The sequence below is a fragment of the Bacillus sp. FSL W7-1085 genome (assembly GCF_038595035.1).
Taxonomy (GTDB): domain Bacteria; phylum Bacillota; class Bacilli; order Bacillales; family Bacillaceae; genus Bacillus; species Bacillus altitudinis.
On the sequence record NZ_CP152000.1, the window covers coordinates 815460 to 833266 of the forward strand.

At 40.0% G+C, this 17807-nt stretch carries 14 protein-coding genes; 11 read left to right on the top strand and 3 right to left on the bottom strand.

Annotated features, from left to right (window positions below):
- Nucleotides 1-595: 595 nt before the first annotated feature.
- The 4 genes from MKY11_RS04005 to MKY11_RS04020 all read left to right on the top strand — a co-directional run bounded on the left by MKY11_RS04005 (nt 596) and on the right by MKY11_RS04020 (nt 8814).
- Nucleotides 596-6748 (top strand): SpaA isopeptide-forming pilin-related protein, encoded by a 6153-nt coding sequence (locus MKY11_RS04005; protein WP_342501880.1) that lies wholly within the window; start codon nt 596-598, stop codon nt 6746-6748.
- Between the two features lie 21 nt (nt 6749-6769).
- Nucleotides 6770-7372 (top strand): class D sortase, encoded by a 603-nt coding sequence (locus MKY11_RS04010; RefSeq protein WP_041506702.1) that lies wholly within the window; start codon nt 6770-6772, stop codon nt 7370-7372.
- Nucleotides 7365-7691 (top strand): hypothetical protein, encoded by a 327-nt coding sequence (locus MKY11_RS04015; RefSeq protein ID WP_024720266.1) that lies wholly within the window; start codon nt 7365-7367, stop codon nt 7689-7691. Before MKY11_RS04010 ends, MKY11_RS04015 begins: the two co-directional genes overlap by 8 nt.
- Nucleotides 7692-8001: 310 nt before the next feature.
- Nucleotides 8002-8814: a hypothetical protein gene (locus MKY11_RS04020; RefSeq protein WP_047946535.1), complete on the top strand. Its 813-nt coding sequence runs from the start codon at nt 8002-8004 to the stop codon at nt 8812-8814.
- 40 nt (nt 8815-8854) lie between these two features.
- Here MKY11_RS04020 and MKY11_RS04025 read toward each other — a convergent pair whose 3' ends face one another.
- The 3 genes from MKY11_RS04025 to MKY11_RS04035 form a co-directional block, all read right to left on the bottom strand.
- Nucleotides 8855-9169 (bottom strand): multidrug efflux SMR transporter, encoded by a 315-nt coding sequence (locus tag MKY11_RS04025; RefSeq protein WP_007496650.1) that lies wholly within the window; start codon nt 9167-9169, stop codon nt 8855-8857.
- A complete protein-coding gene (locus MKY11_RS04030; protein WP_003217798.1) occupies nt 9170-9514 on the bottom strand; it encodes an SMR family transporter in 345 nt (114 codons plus the stop codon).
- A gap of 80 nt (nt 9515-9594) precedes the next feature.
- The gene (locus MKY11_RS04035; RefSeq protein WP_125590608.1) at nt 9595-10173 is read right to left on the bottom strand and encodes a TetR family transcriptional regulator; all 579 of its coding nucleotides are present in this window, start codon (nt 10171-10173) and stop codon (nt 9595-9597) included.
- A gap of 172 nt (nt 10174-10345) precedes the next feature.
- Here MKY11_RS04035 and MKY11_RS04040 point away from each other — a divergent pair, with 172 nt between their 5' ends.
- The 7 genes from MKY11_RS04040 (at nt 10346) to MKY11_RS04070 (ending at nt 17775) form a co-directional block, all read left to right on the top strand.
- Nucleotides 10346-10894 (top strand): VanZ family protein, encoded by a 549-nt coding sequence (locus tag MKY11_RS04040; RefSeq protein ID WP_045034495.1) that lies wholly within the window; start codon nt 10346-10348, stop codon nt 10892-10894.
- Nucleotides 10891-11355: a DUF6884 domain-containing protein gene (locus MKY11_RS04045; RefSeq protein ID WP_025206957.1), complete on the top strand. Its 465-nt coding sequence runs from the start codon at nt 10891-10893 to the stop codon at nt 11353-11355. Before MKY11_RS04040 ends, MKY11_RS04045 begins: the two co-directional genes overlap by 4 nt.
- Nucleotides 11356-11505: 150 nt before the next feature.
- Nucleotides 11506-12135, top strand: a complete 630-nt coding sequence (locus MKY11_RS04050; protein ID WP_039167979.1) for a rhamnogalacturonan acetylesterase — start codon at nt 11506-11508, stop codon at nt 12133-12135.
- A gap of 153 nt (nt 12136-12288) precedes the next feature.
- Entirely contained in the window at nt 12289-13329 is a 1041-nt protein-coding gene (locus tag MKY11_RS04055) for an NAD(P)/FAD-dependent oxidoreductase (RefSeq protein ID WP_024720272.1), read from the top strand.
- Nucleotides 13330-13404: 75 nt separating this feature from the next.
- Nucleotides 13405-15009, top strand: a complete 1605-nt coding sequence (locus MKY11_RS04060) for an AraC family transcriptional regulator (RefSeq protein WP_341015327.1) — start codon at nt 13405-13407, stop codon at nt 15007-15009.
- Between the two features lie 111 nt (nt 15010-15120).
- Complete coding sequence (locus tag MKY11_RS04065) at nt 15121-16047, top strand: ABC transporter substrate-binding protein (protein WP_024720274.1); 927 nt, start codon at nt 15121-15123, stop codon at nt 16045-16047.
- Between the two features lie 12 nt (nt 16048-16059).
- On the top strand, nt 16060-17775 hold the full coding sequence (locus MKY11_RS04070; protein WP_255816953.1) for an ABC transporter ATP-binding protein: 1716 nt from the start codon (nt 16060-16062) through the stop codon (nt 17773-17775).
- Nucleotides 17776-17807 lie beyond the last annotated feature (32 nt).

The following is a 17807-nucleotide window of genomic DNA, read 5'->3' on the forward strand; positions in this document are numbered from 1 at the left end:
AATCGTTTTGTCTTCACTTTTGACGATAAAAGAGAAAAAAATTAGACGAAAACAAATGTTATTCGCTGATTCTCCATATTTTTCTTTTAAAAGGTGATAAGTATGCCATGAATCCTATAAAAATGGATCATTTTGTTTATTTTTTTGCTGCTTAAACGGTAAATGTAAGAATAAAAAGCATCGGCTTTTTGATTACCATATGGAAGGGAGTAGAAGGAATGCGATCTATATGATGCTGAACTATCTCACCATACATACCATATGAGTCATGCTTGTTTTATATGAACGTTCTATATGTGAATACATGCTTATATATGCATGTACTAATCATTTGTTGTTCGTTCCAGTATAAATAGAAAAATTCACATGTCTTCTTTTCATGTTCCCTCTCACTATTCCCCATTGCTATAGACCCCTATCCAGCTACTATATCTACTACTCATGATGACCTTTCAAACTCATGATTCATCAACTCATTTTATTCATTGGGTCTTAAGGTGCAATTTTTAGAAAAATTTGATCAGAAGCGGAGTGATTGATCAGACAGTATACAAATGATTTTTTAATCGTTGTTGAAAAATAATTGTAGAAAAGGGTGGATGTATTGAAAAGAATATTGTCGGTGGCACTGATGACCATGTTAGTCATACAGTCTATTATATTAGGAATCTTGCCTTTAGCAGGGGCACAAGCTAAAGACATTCAAGAGAATATTTATGGGAATATTGAGTTTGCTGATAGCGAAGGAAACAAGTTATCAAGCATAGAAGATCAGCAAGTTAGAAAGGCCATTGTGCATTGGTCTATTAAAGGAATTGATCTCAAAAAGCAATATCCTTATATTCTCTCTCTTCCTTCAGTCATTCAGGTAGAGAAGGAGCAGAAAGAACTCATTACTGTCGATGACATACCTGTTGGTGAGTATACCGTTTCGAAACAAAATGAAGTGACAGTAACATTCAATGAGGATATTGAGCTTGATCCGAATTTAGAAGGATCTATAGATATTGACGTCACCAGTATAGCTGAGAAAAAAGAGAAAACAAAGCAAAACGAGCGTGAAGGAAATCTTTCAAAAGATAATTCAACCTCATCGGAGAAAGACAAAGCTGCTAACAATCAAGAAAATGTTCAAAAGACACAAAGCGATGAAGATGAGTTACTAAAAAACAAAGTGAACGTGTCTAAACGTGTAGGATTGCAAAGTGTCTCAAAACAAATGACGATCCAAGAAAATCTTCTCACTGATGCGCAATTGATATTTGAAGATCAAGAAGGAAATTCAGTAGAAAGGCCTGATATCAACTCACTGATTTCCATTAACTATAAGTGGGCCATCCCGAATGGTCATAACTATAATGGCGGCGATGAATTCCATTTCAAGGTTCCAGAGGAATTAGTCATTTATGAAAAAATCGATCGTCTCGAGATGAAATTTAATCAATCGACCATCGGTTATTTTTCTGTAGATGAAAGCGGAAATGCCTCCATCGAGTTCACAGATTTTATTAAACAATATTCAAATATCCAAGGAACACTTCAAGTATGGACACAATTAGATAAAAAAACAGTGATCACTGAAGAAAAAGAAGTGGTGATTACCCCGATTGAAGGCAAAGATACGATATCGATCCCGATTCAATACATTCCAAATGGTCCAAATGTCTCTAAAAAGGGAGAACCCAATCGATCTTACAATGCTGAAACCATTCAATGGACAGTCGATTTTAATATGGACTTAGATGATGTGAAACAAGCGAAACTGTTAGATCCGATTCAAGAAGGTCAAGCGTTAAAAAAAGATTCAATCAAGCTTTATCGTGTAGATACAAAGCTAAATGGTGAAACATCGCTTGGACAGCTGCTTGACGAAAACCACTACACAATCGGCCAAACAGCAGATGGTCAAGATTTCACGATTGAATTTAAAGATGACGTGCATCTCGCTTACCGTTTAATGTATGAAACGGACATTACGAATCAAGATCAGTCTGCGTTTCGTAATAAAGCGTCCCTTGTCTCTGCTGATAAAGTGATTAGTTCAGCAGAAGGAACAGTGAATGTGACAAGAGGCAGTCCTTTAAATAAAAAAGCCGCCCACTACGATCCAGTCACACAAACGATTACTTGGGAAATTCGGTATAACTATAACGAAAAAAAGCTGGCTCAAAAGGATGCTTTGATAGAAGACTTCTTTAACGGTACACAGGCGCTAATATCTGACTCAATTCAAGTCAAAGAAGTCACAATTGATCAGAACGGCAACGAAGCAGGAACAAAAGCATTTGAAAATTACGTGGTTCAACCTCAAAAAAAGGATGAACAAAACGGGTTTACCTTGCAATTCAATCAAGAAATTCAATCGGCTTATCTCATCACATATCAAACAAAAGCAACTGATCGAATTTTCGAAGCTGAAGAGATTATCAATACTGTGACAGCTGGCAAAGAGAGCAAACAAGCGAAGCAAAGAATTGATCAGCAAATCCTAACGAAAAACCACGGAACACCGAATTACAAGAACAAGACCATTCCATGGCATATCACCTTTAACAAAGATCAACAAACCATGAACAACGTGATATTAAAAGATACGTTCACAAACGAAGGATTGACGCTGCAAAAAGATAGTTTAAAAGTGACGACAGGTAATACAGTGCTTGAAGAAGGCACAGATTATCAAATCGTTGAACATGCAAATGGATTTGATATTCAATTTACGAAAGAAATCAAGACAGAACATACCATCACATATACAACGTCTTTTGATTATGAGAAAAGAGCAGATAAAGATCAAAAGAACCTGCGTAACCATGTAAAACTTGAATGGATAAATGAAGATGGCAAGGATTTGACGAAGGAAAATCAATCTGTCTTTACGCCTGACACATACACGCAGTCAAATGGATTCAAGAACGGAACATATGATGCAAAGAAAAAAGAGATCACATGGAATATTGGTGTGAACTATAATTTGAAACATCTAGAAGAGGCAAAAATCGAGGATTTCATTCAAGGAAATCAGCGTTTGCTTAAAGATTCAATTATCGTCTACTCGCTTGATTTACAAGGCGGGGAAAATGGTGCGGAAGAAAAAGAAGTATTAGCGAAAGAACATTATGACATCAAATTCCTTGAAAATGAAAAGGGAGAATCAGGCTTCGAAGTCATTTTCAAACATGCCATTGACTCCCCATACAAAATCACGTATCAAACAAGTGTTGAAGGAATGGATTTAGTACAGAAAACCTACGAAAATAAAGCGACCCTTTATGATGGAAAGACGAAAGAATCAGATGTGAATGCTGTGGTGTCCATTCCAAATGGAGGGAAATACACGAGCAAATCAGGAAATCAACAAGGGAAAGTCATTGATTGGAAACTGAATATCAACTTTGGTCAATCAACAGTCCAAGATGCGACGATTATAGACCATCCGAGCAGTAACCAAGCCATAATAGAAAACTCATTTCATCTGTATTCGACAACAATAGATGAAAAGGGGCAAGTGACCAAAAAGGAAGAACTGGAAAAAGGGAAGGATTATGAACTAGACCTTGAATTCGATCCAGATTCTTTTCAAATCAAATTTAAAGAAGAAATCACGAGACCCTATATTTTAGAATACCAATCTCTCATTTTAGATAAGGTGGGAAGTACACTTCAAAACGAAGTAACGTTTAGAGGTGAAAATGTAAAAGAAATCAAAAAGGAATCCGAAGCCTCAATTGTGGTCAAACGTACCGCTGGCATGGGAGATGGCACAGGAGCGATTGGCGCTTTAACCATTCATAAGGTAGATGCGAGTAGTGGAAAAGCGCTAAAAGGAGCAAGCTTTTCTCTGACAGATGCTGCGAGCGGTATCGTCATTGGAACAAAGACAACAGATGAAGAAGGAGCTCTTCGATTTGATCGTCTTCTGTATGGTGACTATATCGTGACAGAAGAGAAAGCACCTGATGGTTATTTGAAAACGAAGGAACCGATCAATGTCACGATTGATCAGCCTTACGAATCAGGAGATCAAACGAAAACAGGAAATAGCATGACGGTGCAAAACCAAGAAATCCGTCAGCATGTCAAGCTCACGAAAAAAGATAAAGAAACGGGTGCGGCATTAGAAAATGCAGAATTTGAACTGAAAAATGAATCTGGAGATACCGTCCAAACCGATTTGAAAACGGATGAAAAAGGAGAAATCCTTTTCAAACATCTTGAGCCAGGTTCCTATTATTTTGTTGAGACAAACGCACCAAAAGGCTATCAATTAAATCAGCAAAAATGGCCGTTCATCATTAAAGAAAATCAAACAGAAACAACGGTTGTCACCGCAGTAAATGACATCATCAAAGGCTCTGCAGAATTGAGCAAAATAGGTGAAGGCGGAGAGAGACTAGAAGGTGCACAGTTCAAGCTCTTAGATCAAGATGGGCATGAGCTAAATGATGCGCTTGTCACAGGAGAAGATGGCAAGATCACGATCAACGAACTAAGACCGGGTACGTATCAGCTCATCGAAACGAAAGCACCCGATGGTTATGTATTAGATGAAACACCGATCACATTTGAAGTACCACTCGATCCAAAAGAACCAGTCATCATTTCACAAAAGAACCTCTATGAAACAAGTGCATTAGAAGTGTTGAAAGAAGGAGAAGATGGCAAGAAGCTTCAAGGTGTTCGCTTTGAAATCACGGATCAAAATGACAAAGTTATACGTAAAGATTTGACAACAGATGAAGATGGAAAGCTTTTGGTCGATCACCTCAAACCGGGCAAATATCAGCTTGTGGAGACAGAGAGTATTGATGGTTACCAAAAGAAAAATAAACCTTATCCGTTTACCATCGAAATCGCACAAAAAAAACCGGCAGAGATCAAAGTGATCAATGATCTCAAAACTGGAGCTGTCCAGCTCACGAAACTCGGTGAAAAGAATGATGTGCTTGAAGGAGCAGAATTTAAGCTTGTAGATGCAAATGGAAAAGAGATAAAAACAGGTCTCGTCACAGATGAGAACGGGAAGATCATCGTAAACGATCTGAAACCTGGAACCTATCAGTTTGTTGAAACGAAGGCGCCATTCGGTCATGAGCTTGACGAAATACCTGTCACTTTTGCTATGCCATTTAACCCTGAGAAGCTGGTCAGTGTGACAAAAGAAAATAGCCGCACAACTGGCGGAGTGCTGTTACACAAAAAAGGTGAAGATGGGAAATCATTAGAAGGGGTTGTCTTTGATCTATCTGATGCCAAAGGAAAGATAGTGGCAGGAGGAGAAGGGATTACAACCAATCAGGATGGAAAGGTTACCTTCACAGGTCTAAAACCTGGAACCTATCAATTTGTTGAAAGAAAGAGTCTTGAAGGCTATGAATTGAGTACGAAACCACTTGTCTTTGAAGTTGAATTAGGTCAAAAAGAATTGATTCAAGTGGAGGCCATCAATCAGCTCAAGAAAGGTTCTGTAGAACTCACAAAAATAGGGGAAGAACAAGAAAGATTGAAAGGCGCAGAATTTACACTTTTCAATGACGATGGTAAAGAATTGATGTCAGGTTTAACAACAAATGAAAAAGGCATCATCACTGTCAACGATTTGAAACCAGGCGCTTACCAATTGGTTGAAACAAAGGCTCCTTTTGGACATCAACTTGATGCAGAACCAGTAGACTTCAAGATTGATTTCAATCCAAATCAACTGGTGAAAGTGACAAAAGAAAATATCCGGACGACAAGTGCTGTGAAGCTTGAGAAAAAAGGGGAGGATGGTCAATTGCTCGCTGGCGTGACCTTTGACCTGATTGATGCGCACGGTCAGCGTGTGAAGAAAGACTTAAAGACAGACAAAAACGGTCAACTGACAGTCGATCAATTGAAGCCAGGAACCTACCAATTTGTTGAAACAGCAAGCATTGCCGGCTATGAATTGGATCAGACACCTGTCTCATTTACGATTCGTTTAGGTCAAGACAAACCAGCAAAAGTAGAAATGATCAACAAACTGACGCCGGGAGCAGTGGAACTGACCAAAGTGGATGCTGAAGGACACACGCTGGAAAACGCAGAGTTTGCTCTTCAGAGTAAAGACGGGAAAACGTTGAAGAAATCACTTGTAACGGATCAAAAAGGAAAGCTTCACATCAACGATCTAAAACCGGGAGAATATCAATTCGTTGAAACGAAAGCGCCTCACGGCTATGAATTAGATGATCAGCCGATCCGGTTTACGATTGAGAAAAATCAGCAGAAGCCTCTTCAATTAACAGCGAAGAATCACTTGATTTTAGGAAGTCTGCGTATCATAAAGGTAGACCAGCAGACAGATAGAACCTTAAAAGGTGCAGCCTTTGACATTCGTACAAAAGCTGGGAAAACGATAAAATCTGTGACAACAGGAAAAGACGGAGAAGCCATTGTCAAAGGGCTTAAACCTGGTGATTATACACTCACAGAGACGAAAGCTCCAAATGGTTATGTAGCGTTAGAAAAACCACTCGCTTTTACAATTCAAATGGGCGAAGTGGAGATCAAGACATTGATTGTAAAAAATGCTCCAATGAAGAATGAAGTGGACCACACAAATCCTCCAGCCTCAGATCAAGGGGATCAACATCCGCCTCATGACTCAAACGGTGAATTGCCAAAGACTGGGGAAGAATGGCTTCGTTATTTGATGTATGCAGGGATTTTACTAGTAGTGTCTGGAACTGTTCTTCTTGTTGTCAGAAGAAGAACCATTCAGTAAAAGGAAGGAACGAGTGTATTGATGAAAAAAAGAACCTTATTAGGCAGCTTTTTGGTGGTCGCGGGACTAATGCTCATCTCCGTTCCTTTTCTATATGAGTGGCGAACTTCTCAGGAGACAGCAGCCATGGAACAGGCATTGAAAATGATTGAAGAAAATGACAGTGATGCCCTTTCTTCTATTCCACATTTAACAGTGTCAGAAGAAGACCTGCGAGATACGATGGAGCTTGAGATCCCGTCAATTGATTTAAACGAAAAAGTGCTTCCTGTTACAACAAAAGAAAATTTAGGGATTGCACTGACTCAAATCAAATCTCATCAAATGCCAGGTGAAGGAAATTTCACGATTGCAGGCCATAGAGGGTATAGAGGCGACCGGCTTTTCCGGCAGCTGCCAGAGGTGCCTAAAGGAGAAAAAGTCGTCTTACATCATCAAGCAGAAACATACGAATACAAAATTGTCAGCTCAGCTACGATTGAACCGACGGATGTTGATGTACTAAAGGATCGCGGGAAAAATGAACTGACATTGATCACTTGTACTCTTGATGGCCAGAAACGATTTGTCTTAAAAGGAATACGAATCAATGCTTCAAAGGATAAGCAACCGTCGGATGTATAACACCAACATAATAGATGATGGGTATGCTGGAAAAGCAGCGTTCACGACCGACATGTTACACCAACTGTTAGTAGAGCATTATCCCACTTTAAAAAACGAACGTTGGGATGTGGATATAGATACAATTCGGACTTCGCCTATTCTTCATCCTTTATTAAGAAGAAAGATTCCGATAGGTATTGAAAAATTCACCTGTGTTTTGTTCACGCAGCAGACAGAGTCCTTTGGAGAGCCTTTGATTGTGTACTTTTTATTGGATGAAAAAGGCGAATCGATTTACGCAATGGATCTCTTGCTAGAGCAGCATGATCCACATTAAACAAGAAATAAAAAAGGAAGGTCTTTAATTAACGGGTGCGGTTTTAAGGTGGGAAAGTTGTATTAGTCATATAATGAGGACTCTAATTCGTATATGAATTGGAGTTCTTTTATTTGTTTATATGAAAGAGTACGAGCTATCGTCAAGACCTGTGCAGAATATATGGAGTATAGTGAAAATCGTTGATATGTTGTTGCTCCATATTTTAGATGATAAAGATTTTATAAATCGGAAAGAATAATATTTTGACTCCAAACTTCTGATAAAATTCATTTAGATATCCATCATTCGTAGGTGTGGAGGTAAAAGAATGCTCAAAGAAGACCCTGATTATATTTTTCGTCATGATGCCCAACCAGAAGTTGTTCATGATTTAGCCGATGTAGATGAAAATGCCACCGAGTTGTTAATCACAGGAAAAACAAAAAATATTGAAAGGTTGAACTCTTTTTCTAACCTCACGACATTGTGGATTTACAAAGTGAGCCAAAAGGAATTCAATACGATCTTGAGCTTAGTTAATCCCAAAATGCTCTATATGCGTGAACTGAGAGTAGAAGATTTATCAATCATCAGTTCTCTTCAAGATGTTGAGGTATTGGCACTTGAATGGAATACAAAGGCACAAAGTTTATGGGATCTATCAAAAAACACTTTTTTAAAATCTTTATCCATAACAGATTTTTCAAAGTTGAATGACATAGCCCCTTTGCAAAAAAACACTGGTTTAGAATGGTTGCAATTGTCAGGCGGGATTTGGAATACATTAAATTTAAATACTCTTCAACCTTTAAGATACCTTAAGAATTTAAAATATCTGTGCTTATCAAATATAAAAGTGAAGGACGAGTCTTTAGAACCAATATCGGCATTAGAGGGACTCAAGGAGCTTGACATTTCAAACCAATTCCCGACAGAAGAATACGCTAGATTATCCGTAACCCTTCCAAATACGAAGTGTGATCGTTTTGCACCATACATCTTTTTATCAAGTCCTATTGTAGATAAAGATGTAATGGTAATTGGAAAGCGGAAACCGAAATTAAATTCAAAAGTCGATGGGACAAAGTTGCAAAAATACGAAGAACAATTTAAAGCGTACCAAGAAAAGTATAAAAATTAACTTAAAAAGCAATGGATAATCTATTCCATTGCTTTTTCTATTACGCAAACAACTTCAGCCCAACGACGCCAATCACAATCAGCAGCAAGCTGAGGATACGAATCATGTTTTTCGGCTCTTTAAATAGAATCATATTAAACAAGACAGAACCCGCTGTTCCAAGTCCAATCCAAACCGTATAGGCAACGGAGACTTGAACGGAAGAGAACGAGGCGTACAAAAACAAAAAGGATAAGGCAAATCCGCCGACAAATAAAATGCCTGTCGTGAGTTGCTTTTTCTTACTGAACATATTGAGACCAATGGTTCCGCCAATTTCGCAGGCAGAGGCTAACAGTACAAAAAACCAGCCCATTTATACCGCTTCTCCTTTCTGCTCATGTGCATCTCCATCAGACACTTTCAGTCCAATAATTCCGAGAATTAAAATGCCCATAAATAAAAGCTTTTCTAATGAAAACGAACCGCCGAACAGCGCATAATCCATCAAAGATGTACCAATCGTTCCAACTCCGGCAAACACGGCGTACACGGTCCCTGTCGGCAGCTTCTCGCAGGCTTTCATTAAAAAATAAAAATCAACCGGGATCAGGCAGATAATGATCGCCCACTCCCACACAGCATCAGCTCTATTTAAACCAAACACCCAAAGTAATTCAAATAAACATGTGAGTGCAACATACATCCAACTTTTTTTCATCGTATTTCCTCCTAAAACTGAAAACTGACGATTCGTCATTTTGAAGCCAAAAAAGAGCGTACAGCAAGTGCTGTACTAAGTTAAGGTGTCTCTATGCCGAGTGCGTAAAGAAGGAATTGCTTGACCTCTTGCTTTTGAATCAGAACCTCTTCTGTATCTGTTTCTGTAAATAAGTACATTTGCTCAGCTGATGATTCAAGTAAACCGATAATGAATTTGGCTGCATATTGACAGTTCAGATTCGCACGGACTCTTTTGTCCCGCTTAGCTTTTTCTAAAAAAGCAGCGACCCATTTGTAAATCGGCTCATAAATATCTTCCCATTCCTTTAAATGCTCGGTGGCAGCTAAGCCTGAGTAGGTGAGGGCAAGGACATCACGGTATTGCCTTGTAAAAGCGAAAATGAATTCAACAAGCGCATCTGCTTGATCGAGGACATCTGCATGCTGAGTTAATTCCTTTTCGATCGCAGGCACCATCTGTGCGATCAGATGTTCAGCGATAGCAGGCATGACGGAAAGCTTTGAAGGAAAATATAAATAAAACGTTCCTTGCGCTACTCCTGCTGCTTTCACAATATCCGAAATGGTCGTCTTTTCGATTCCTTTTTCTTTAAACGCGTCAATGGCAGCAAGCATAATCTTATCTCGTTTCGACACATCATCACCGACCTTAAATGACTGAATGTCAGTCAGTTTAACGGAAAACTGACGATTTGTCAATATGGGTTTCTCGTCATTGAATAGGAGAAAAGTGATGAATAGATGCGGGCAGGCCTGAATAAGCTGTAAATATGGTCAAGCATGATGTGAGAAAGGGGCAGCTCTCCGTATGACATTCAGTGCGATGTTTTCCATGACTTATTTTCTCTTGCTCGTCCCGCTCTATTTACATATGAGATACAGACAGGCGAAAAAACAAAAACGATTTATCTATTTACGAACTGAAATCGTTCTTGCCTGTCTGTTTATGTATACAAATGTTTTATTATATTTGACGGTCTTTCCTAATCGTTTTTCCGCACCAAGGGATCAGGTGAGTGTCAACCTCATGCCTTTGCAGTCCATTTATCAAAATCTCCATGCCTATCATCATGGCTATCCCAATCTTGTTTTTTTAAATTTGGCAGGGAACATTTTGTTATTTGTGCCACTTGGTTTTTTTCTTTATCAAGCATTCCGAACCTTGCGCTGGCAAAAGGCGATTCTTGCTGGCTTTTTCTTGTCAACAATAATTGAAGTGCTTCAATGGATATTCTCGCAATCTGGTATGATTACAAGAAGCAGCGATATTGATGATATTCTCTTAAATACACTTGGCACAGCGCTAGGTTGTATGTTGTATCGGATGTATCAACGAAGGAAGGAGAAAATCAAGTGAAGCGAGTTTGTATCATTCCATGTGGGGCGAAGAAAATATGGGACGTCCATCCAGAGGCAGGGAGCCAGCCGGCGAACCTCGTTTATTTAAGTCCGCTGCATCAGCGTACGAAAAGCTATGCCCGAACGTTCTTTTCAGACTACCTAATCATTTCAGCGAAGCATGGATTCTTAAAGGCAGATGATATTATTCATGAAAATTATGATGTGGCTTTTGGTACACCGCATACTGATCAGATAACAAGAGAAGCACTAAGTCAGCAATTTCATGAAAAACATCTCACTGCATATGATGAATTAGTGATACTAGGTGGAAAGAAATATCGAAAGGTGATCGATCCTTTATTACTTCCTCATCAGACAGCGATTTATCCGCTGGCTCCATATAAGGGAATTGGCTATATGCTTCAGGCGTTAAAGCAAGCCGTTGAGACAAAAGTAGAACTTCCGCCGCATATTTAACGTATTCACATCTACCGGTAAGCAGGGTTTTGATCATTAAAAAGAGAATGAATGAAGTAGCGATGCTGATTGTTTCATATCTTTTCAGCAGCCACTTGGATGTCCGCATCGCTTATTAGAGTGGCTATATGAAAAAGGGGGCGTATGAACATGACAACCATCTATTTAGCTGGTGATTCAACCGTTTCATCTTACCCAGATCGTCCTGTTCAAGGAGGGTGGGGAGAGTTTTTACATCGCTACACAGCACAGGGTGTGAGCGTCGACAACCGCGCAATCGGTGGAAGAAGCTCAAAAACATTCATTGAAGAAGGACGGCTTGATAAAATATTGGCTGACATTCAGCCTGGGGACTGGCTGTTTACACAAATGGGGCACAATGATGCTTCAACGGAGAAGCCCGAACGGCATACAGATCCTTTCACAACGTATAAAAGCTATTTGTCTCAATATATTCACGGAGCAAGAGCGAAAGGAGCTACACCGCTTTTATTAACGCCAGTCGGCCGCTTTCATGAAAAAGACGGAGAATATATCAATGATTTCCCTGATTACTGTGCCGCGATGAAAGAACTAGCTGATGAAGAAGAAGTCCTTCTTGTAGATTTAAATACGGCAAGCCTTCAGTTTTATCAAATTTCCGGCATAGAGAAAACGACTTCTTACTTTATGCTGTCAACAGGCATAGAGGATCGCACGCACTTTACAAAAGAAGGAGCAGATGCGATTGCAAGACTTGTTTCGCTGGAATTAAAGGACCTTGGATTAACGATTGTGTGATGGATGACAGGACGAGAAAGCGCTCGTCCTGTTCTTTTTTTGCAGAAAGCTATTGATTCCCTTCGCTAGAGTAGACTACAATAGATACATATGATAATGAGAATCAATATCAACGATAAATAGATCATTCAATGAAAAAACGGAGGGACTCAAATGACAGATCAGCTTGAATTGTTTGACGTCACCATTATTGGCGGCGGTCCAGCAGGAATGTACACTGCCTTTTATAGTGGGATGCGGGATTTAAAGACGAAGGTACTGGAGTATAACGAAAGCCTTGGCGGAAAAATCCTCCTATATCCTGAAAAAGTTATTTGGGATGTGGGTGGTTTGCCACCAACAAGAGGTGAACAGCTGATTCAGCAGCTAGAAACGCAGGCGAAAACATTTGAACCAGAGATTGCGTTGAATCAAAAAATCACGCAATTCGAGCGGGATGAGAATGGTCATATCCTGCTGACGGCTGAAAATGGTGATCGTCATTTGACAAAGACCCTCATCTTAGCCATGGGTCACGGAATACCAGTTCAGCGAAAACTTGAAATCGAGCATGCAGACCGTTATGAAGTAACAAATCTTTATTACACCGTACAGGAGCTAAAGACGTTTGCAGGGAAGCGGGTGGTCATCTCTGGAGGCGGAGATTCAGCTGTTGATTGGGCAAATGCCCTCGTTCCAATTGCTGAAAGTGTGACCGTTGTGCATCGTCGTGATATGTTTGGCGGACATGAAAAAAACGTCGCCAACATGAAAGCATCTAGTGCTCGCATTCTCACACCGCATGAACTCACAGAGCTTCATGGTCAAGGTGACAAAATTGAAGCCGTCACCATTCAGCACTTAGAAACAGGCGACATCGAACGAATCGAAACCGATGCTGTCATCGTCAACCATGGCATGAAAGGTGATTTAAGTGTTCTATCAGAATGGGGACTCAAGCAAGGTGAGTGGGGACTCATCGAGGTCAATGAAAAGATGGAAACCAATTTACCTGGTGTCTATGCAGTTGGCGACTTATGCACACATAAAAGTAAAGTGCGTTTAATTGCCGGTACGTTTGTTGATGGAGTCAATGCACTCAATAGCGCAAAGCTATACATCGAACCAGAAGCAGAAAAAGTAGCGTACGTGTCTTCACATAATGAACGCTTTAAAGAGAAAAACAAAGAATTACAAACGGCTGGAGCGCGATAATCACCATTCAGTCAGACATTGAAGTGCTAAAATGGTTTATTTTAGCACTTTTTTATATGGAAGGAGAAAGAGAAAATGACCGCCTATACTCATACAATTCTTCGCATGAAAGAAAGCAGTAAACGATCTCTTTCTGTGAAACAAACGGACTCATGGCAAACATCTTCACTGATGTTCTTGACTACGGACGGTGCGGTGAGACTTGACATGGAAGGAATTCGATATGAGCTAAACGCCAAAGACAGTGTGTTGATCCGCTCAGGAATAGATGTCATGGTTCAATCTTTATCGAGCGAGCAAGTGGTGATCTATACTGTCACATTTGACCAATTCACTCTGGCACAAGATGCACAAAATGAATTGGTCTATAAGGTGAATCACGATAATCTCCCTGATAACGGGGAAGTGGTGAAAGGCTCTGCCGTTCTTTTTTCTTACATCAAACAAATACAGACGAGCCAAATCATACAAGAACAGGCAAAATGGCTGGAAGAAATCATGTTCATTTTCCGCAAACAATCCAAGCCATACAACGAAAAAGTGCATTATTCGATTAACATGATCTTGCAGTATATGGCTGAGCATTATGATCAAAAACTAACAAGAAAAGACTTAGCTCATAAGATGGGGTTTCATGAGAGTTACTTTTCTACCTTTTTCAAACAAAGTATGGGGATGAGTGTGACAGAATACATTGCACAAATTCGAATAGACGAAGCCAAAAAACGTCTTCTGCAAACAGACGATCAAATTCAAATCATAGCACGGCAAGTCGGGTATGCAGACAGTTTATATTTCAGCAGGAAGTTCCGTCAAAAAACAGGAAGAACGCCCAGTCAGTTTCGAATGAACCGAAGACCAGAGCGTATTGCTGCTTTTCAATTTGTCGGGTCATTGGTTGCAATAGGCATTGAGCCTGTTTGTATTGACGAAGAAACCTATCTCCATTCAGATATACTGAAAGAACAACTGGCCGGTTCGCTCGTCATAAATGAACATACGCCTGATGACGTCTTTAAATCACTTCAATTAGATGTCATCATCGTCCCTAACTATTATTATTCAAAACCTGCATTGATCAAGCGGTTGGAGCAAATCGCACCAGTTCTTGTTCTGCCATACGTCGGTCATCATGCTGTACCAGAGGTACTGTCTATAGGACGCCTTTTAGGAAGAGAAAATGAGGCAAACGATTGGGTGAAGCGATTTGAACAGCATAGTCAACAGGCAAGAAACACCCTGTCTTCCTTTAGAGAAAAAGGCGAGACCGTTGCAATCTATGAAATGAGAGGACATGACAAAGTGTATATGTGGTCCTATGAGGCAAGAGGGGCCTTCTATCTTTACGAAACGCTTGGCTTAAAACCTCCAAAAGCCATTTTAGAAGAAGTTCTTCTTCCTAATCAACATACAGTCATTCCTTTAGAGAGACTTGGAGAATACGAGGCGGATCATATGTTTTTTATTGTCTCTGACCAATATGGGTGGTATAAGCAAATGGACAAGCGAATGGAAGAAAGTGATGTTCTTCGTCAATTATCGGCTGTAAAAAATGGTACCTTTTATCCAGTAAAACTGGAGGAGTTTCGATTTGATGAAGGGGAGCGTGCACTTCTTTTGATGGACCGGTTTGTCTCTCAATTGACACAGCCAGCCTATCCAACAATTGTCCATATATAAGTTGCGAGAATCCTCCATAGACCACGACAGGTGAGGTTGATAGAATACATGAGACTAGTAATTGATAACTATTCTCATTTGTAGTGGTGAAAATGAAGGAGGAATATGGAGATGAAAAAGACGTATTGGATATGTGCTGTCATTCTTCTAATGATATTGACGGCTTGTGGCAATAAAGAACAAGCCAAAACAGCAGAATCAAAGCAAGAAACGAAAACGGTTGAAACAGTGAAAGGAAAGATAGAGATTCCAGCTGAACCTAAACGAATTCTCGTAGATGGATATTTAGGGAGTGTGATTGCACTTGACGTTCAGCCTGTGGGATCGACCACGCAGGATTTAAAGAACGTACACTTAAAGGACAAGATAAAAGGAATAGAGGACATCAGTGACGAGCGTTCAGCTGAAAAAGCACTTAGCTTAAAGCCTGATCTGATTATCACAGCAGTACAGGATGAAAAAGTCTATGATGTGTACAAAAAAATAGCGCCTACCATCGTGTATCCTTACGGTTCTTTCAAAGATGCACATGAAGAATTGACGACGCTGGCAAAAATTTTAAATAAAGAAGAGGAAGGAAAAGCATTCCTCACCGCCTTCGATCAACGAATCGAGGCTGCTAGGAAAAAAGTGAAGTCTGCTTTAAAAGAGAATGAAACGGTCTCGATCATGGGCGCTTTTAAAAATGATGTCTATGTATATGGTAACGGAATTTATCGAGGCGGGCAGGCATTATATCAGCAATTACAGGTAAACCCACCAAAACAGGTCAGAGATACAATTTTAAAAAGTAAGACAGGGTATGAAGTCATTTCGTATGAAACCCTTCCTGAATATGCAGGAGATTACATTTTCATTGATGAAAGCAACGGCGGAACATTTGATAAAAACAATTCTATTTGGAAGAGTCTAGAATCTGTCAAAAAAGAGCAGACCTATCAAATGGATACAGAGTTCTTCTGGCCTTACGATCCGATTGCAGTAGCCAATCAAGCGGAAGAGTTTGCTGACATATTGACAGAAATGTCTGATCGGTAGGAGGTCTGTCAATTGCTAAAGCGTTTCTTCTCATACTACAAACCATATATGGGGCTGTTTATATTAGATTTTTCCTGTGCGGTACTGGCAGCCTTACTCGAATTATCCTTTCCCCTTGCCATCAGTAAAGTGATGGACGATTTGCTGCCAAATGGTGATTGGGATGCCATTTGGTTTTGGGGCATTCTGCTCCTCATTTTATACGTGATCAGTTCTACGATGCATTATGTCGTGACCTATTTTGGGCACAAATTAGGCATTAATATAGAAACGGATATGAGGAATCAGCTATTTTCTCATGTACAAAGAATGTCCTTTCGCTTCTTTGACAAAAAGAAAACGGGAAAACTCGTGTCCCGTATGACAAATGATTTAATGGATATTGGTGAAATTGCGCATCATGGCCCGGAGGATTTATTTATCGCGATCATGACACTCACGGGTGCCTTTGGCTTGATGCTGTCGATTAATTGGCAGCTGGCAGTTCTCACATTTATTGTCGTTCCATTCTTGATCGGATTATCCGTCTACTTTACGAAAAAAATGTCTGCTGCTTTTGATAAAATGTTCTCGAGTATTGGTCAATTCCATTCACGTGTGGAAAACAATATTAGTGGCATACGGGTTGTGAAAGCATTCGGAAATGAATCACATGAAATGGACCGATTTATTGAACATAACGAGCAATTTAGAAAGACAAAGCTAACCACATATCAAATGATGGCTGTGCATACCGCTGTCAGTCATTTTCTTATTAAGAGTGTGACAGTGTTTGGCCTTGTATGTGGCGCATGGTTTGTGCTGCAAAAAAATATGACGTATGGGGAATTTGTGTCATTTGTACTATTAACAGGCATCTTCTTAGGACCCATTCAACAAATCAATGCAGTCATTGAAATGTATCCAAAAGGTGCAGCGGGCTTTAAACGATTTGCATCACTCATCGATCAATCGCCAGATGAAAAGGATGCGGATGATGCCATTGAAGTTGATCAGTTAAATGGGGATATCGTTTTTGAGCATGTGTCTTTTCAATATGAATCAGACAAACCGGTTCTTCATGACATCAATCTTGAGGTGAAACAAGGAGAGACCATTGCGGTCGTAGGTCCCTCTGGTGCTGGGAAATCGACGCTTTGCAGTTTGCTGCCACGTTTTTACGAATGGCAGGAGGGTACCATTACAATTGATGGCATAGAGACAAGAAAGATGACACTGCCTTCGCTGCGGAGACAAATTGGTGTCGTCCAGCAAGATATTTATTTATTCCATGGGACCATCCGAGAAAACATTTTATACGGAAAACTCGATGCATCTGATGAAGAAGTGTGGCAGGCAGTGGAGAAAGCCCAACTGAAGGATCTTGTAAATAGCTTGCCAAATGGGCTTGATACGATCATCGGTGAACGCGGAATGATGTTATCTGGCGGACAAAAACAGCGTATCTCCATTGCACGTATTTTCCTTAAAAATCCGCCAATTTTTATCTTAGATGAAGCCACATCTTCTCTGGATACGGAGACAGAATCCTTTATTCAGGGCTCACTTGAAGAACTATCTGAAGGACGAACCACGTTTATTATTGCGCATCGCCTAGCAACCATCCAGCATGCTGACCGGATTGTGGTTTTAACAAAAGAGGGCATAAAGGAGCAAGGCAGGCATGAAGACCTGCTGGAAATGGACGGGATGTACCGGCGTTTGTATGAAACACAGTTTAGAATGTAAAAGAGGAAAAGCCGGCATATTGCCGGCTCGGC

What these genes read in the sequence shown, in the direction of transcription:
- MKY11_RS04025 (WP_007496650.1), bottom strand. Translation starts at nt 9,169, where the DNA reads ATGGGCTGGTTTTTTGTACTGTTAGCCTCTGCCTGCGAAATTGGCGGA.
- MKY11_RS04060 (WP_341015327.1), top strand. Translation starts at nt 13,405, where the DNA reads ATGACCGCCTATACTCATACAATTCTTCGCATGAAAGAAAGCAGTAAA.
- MKY11_RS04050 (WP_039167979.1), top strand. Translation starts at nt 11,506, where the DNA reads ATGACAACCATCTATTTAGCTGGTGATTCAACCGTTTCATCTTACCCA.
- MKY11_RS04030 (WP_003217798.1), bottom strand. Translation starts at nt 9,514, where the DNA reads ATGAAAAAAAGTTGGATGTATGTTGCACTCACATGTTTATTTGAATTA.
- MKY11_RS04040 (WP_045034495.1), top strand. Translation starts at nt 10,346, where the DNA reads ATGACATTCAGTGCGATGTTTTCCATGACTTATTTTCTCTTGCTCGTC.
- MKY11_RS04020 (WP_047946535.1), top strand. Translation starts at nt 8,002, where the DNA reads ATGCTCAAAGAAGACCCTGATTATATTTTTCGTCATGATGCCCAACCA.
- MKY11_RS04065 (WP_024720274.1), top strand. Translation starts at nt 15,121, where the DNA reads ATGAAAAAGACGTATTGGATATGTGCTGTCATTCTTCTAATGATATTG.
- MKY11_RS04055 (WP_024720272.1), top strand. Translation starts at nt 12,289, where the DNA reads ATGACAGATCAGCTTGAATTGTTTGACGTCACCATTATTGGCGGCGGT.
- MKY11_RS04015 (WP_024720266.1), top strand. Translation starts at nt 7,365, where the DNA reads ATGTATAACACCAACATAATAGATGATGGGTATGCTGGAAAAGCAGCG.
- MKY11_RS04010 (WP_041506702.1), top strand. Translation starts at nt 6,770, where the DNA reads ATGAAAAAAAGAACCTTATTAGGCAGCTTTTTGGTGGTCGCGGGACTA.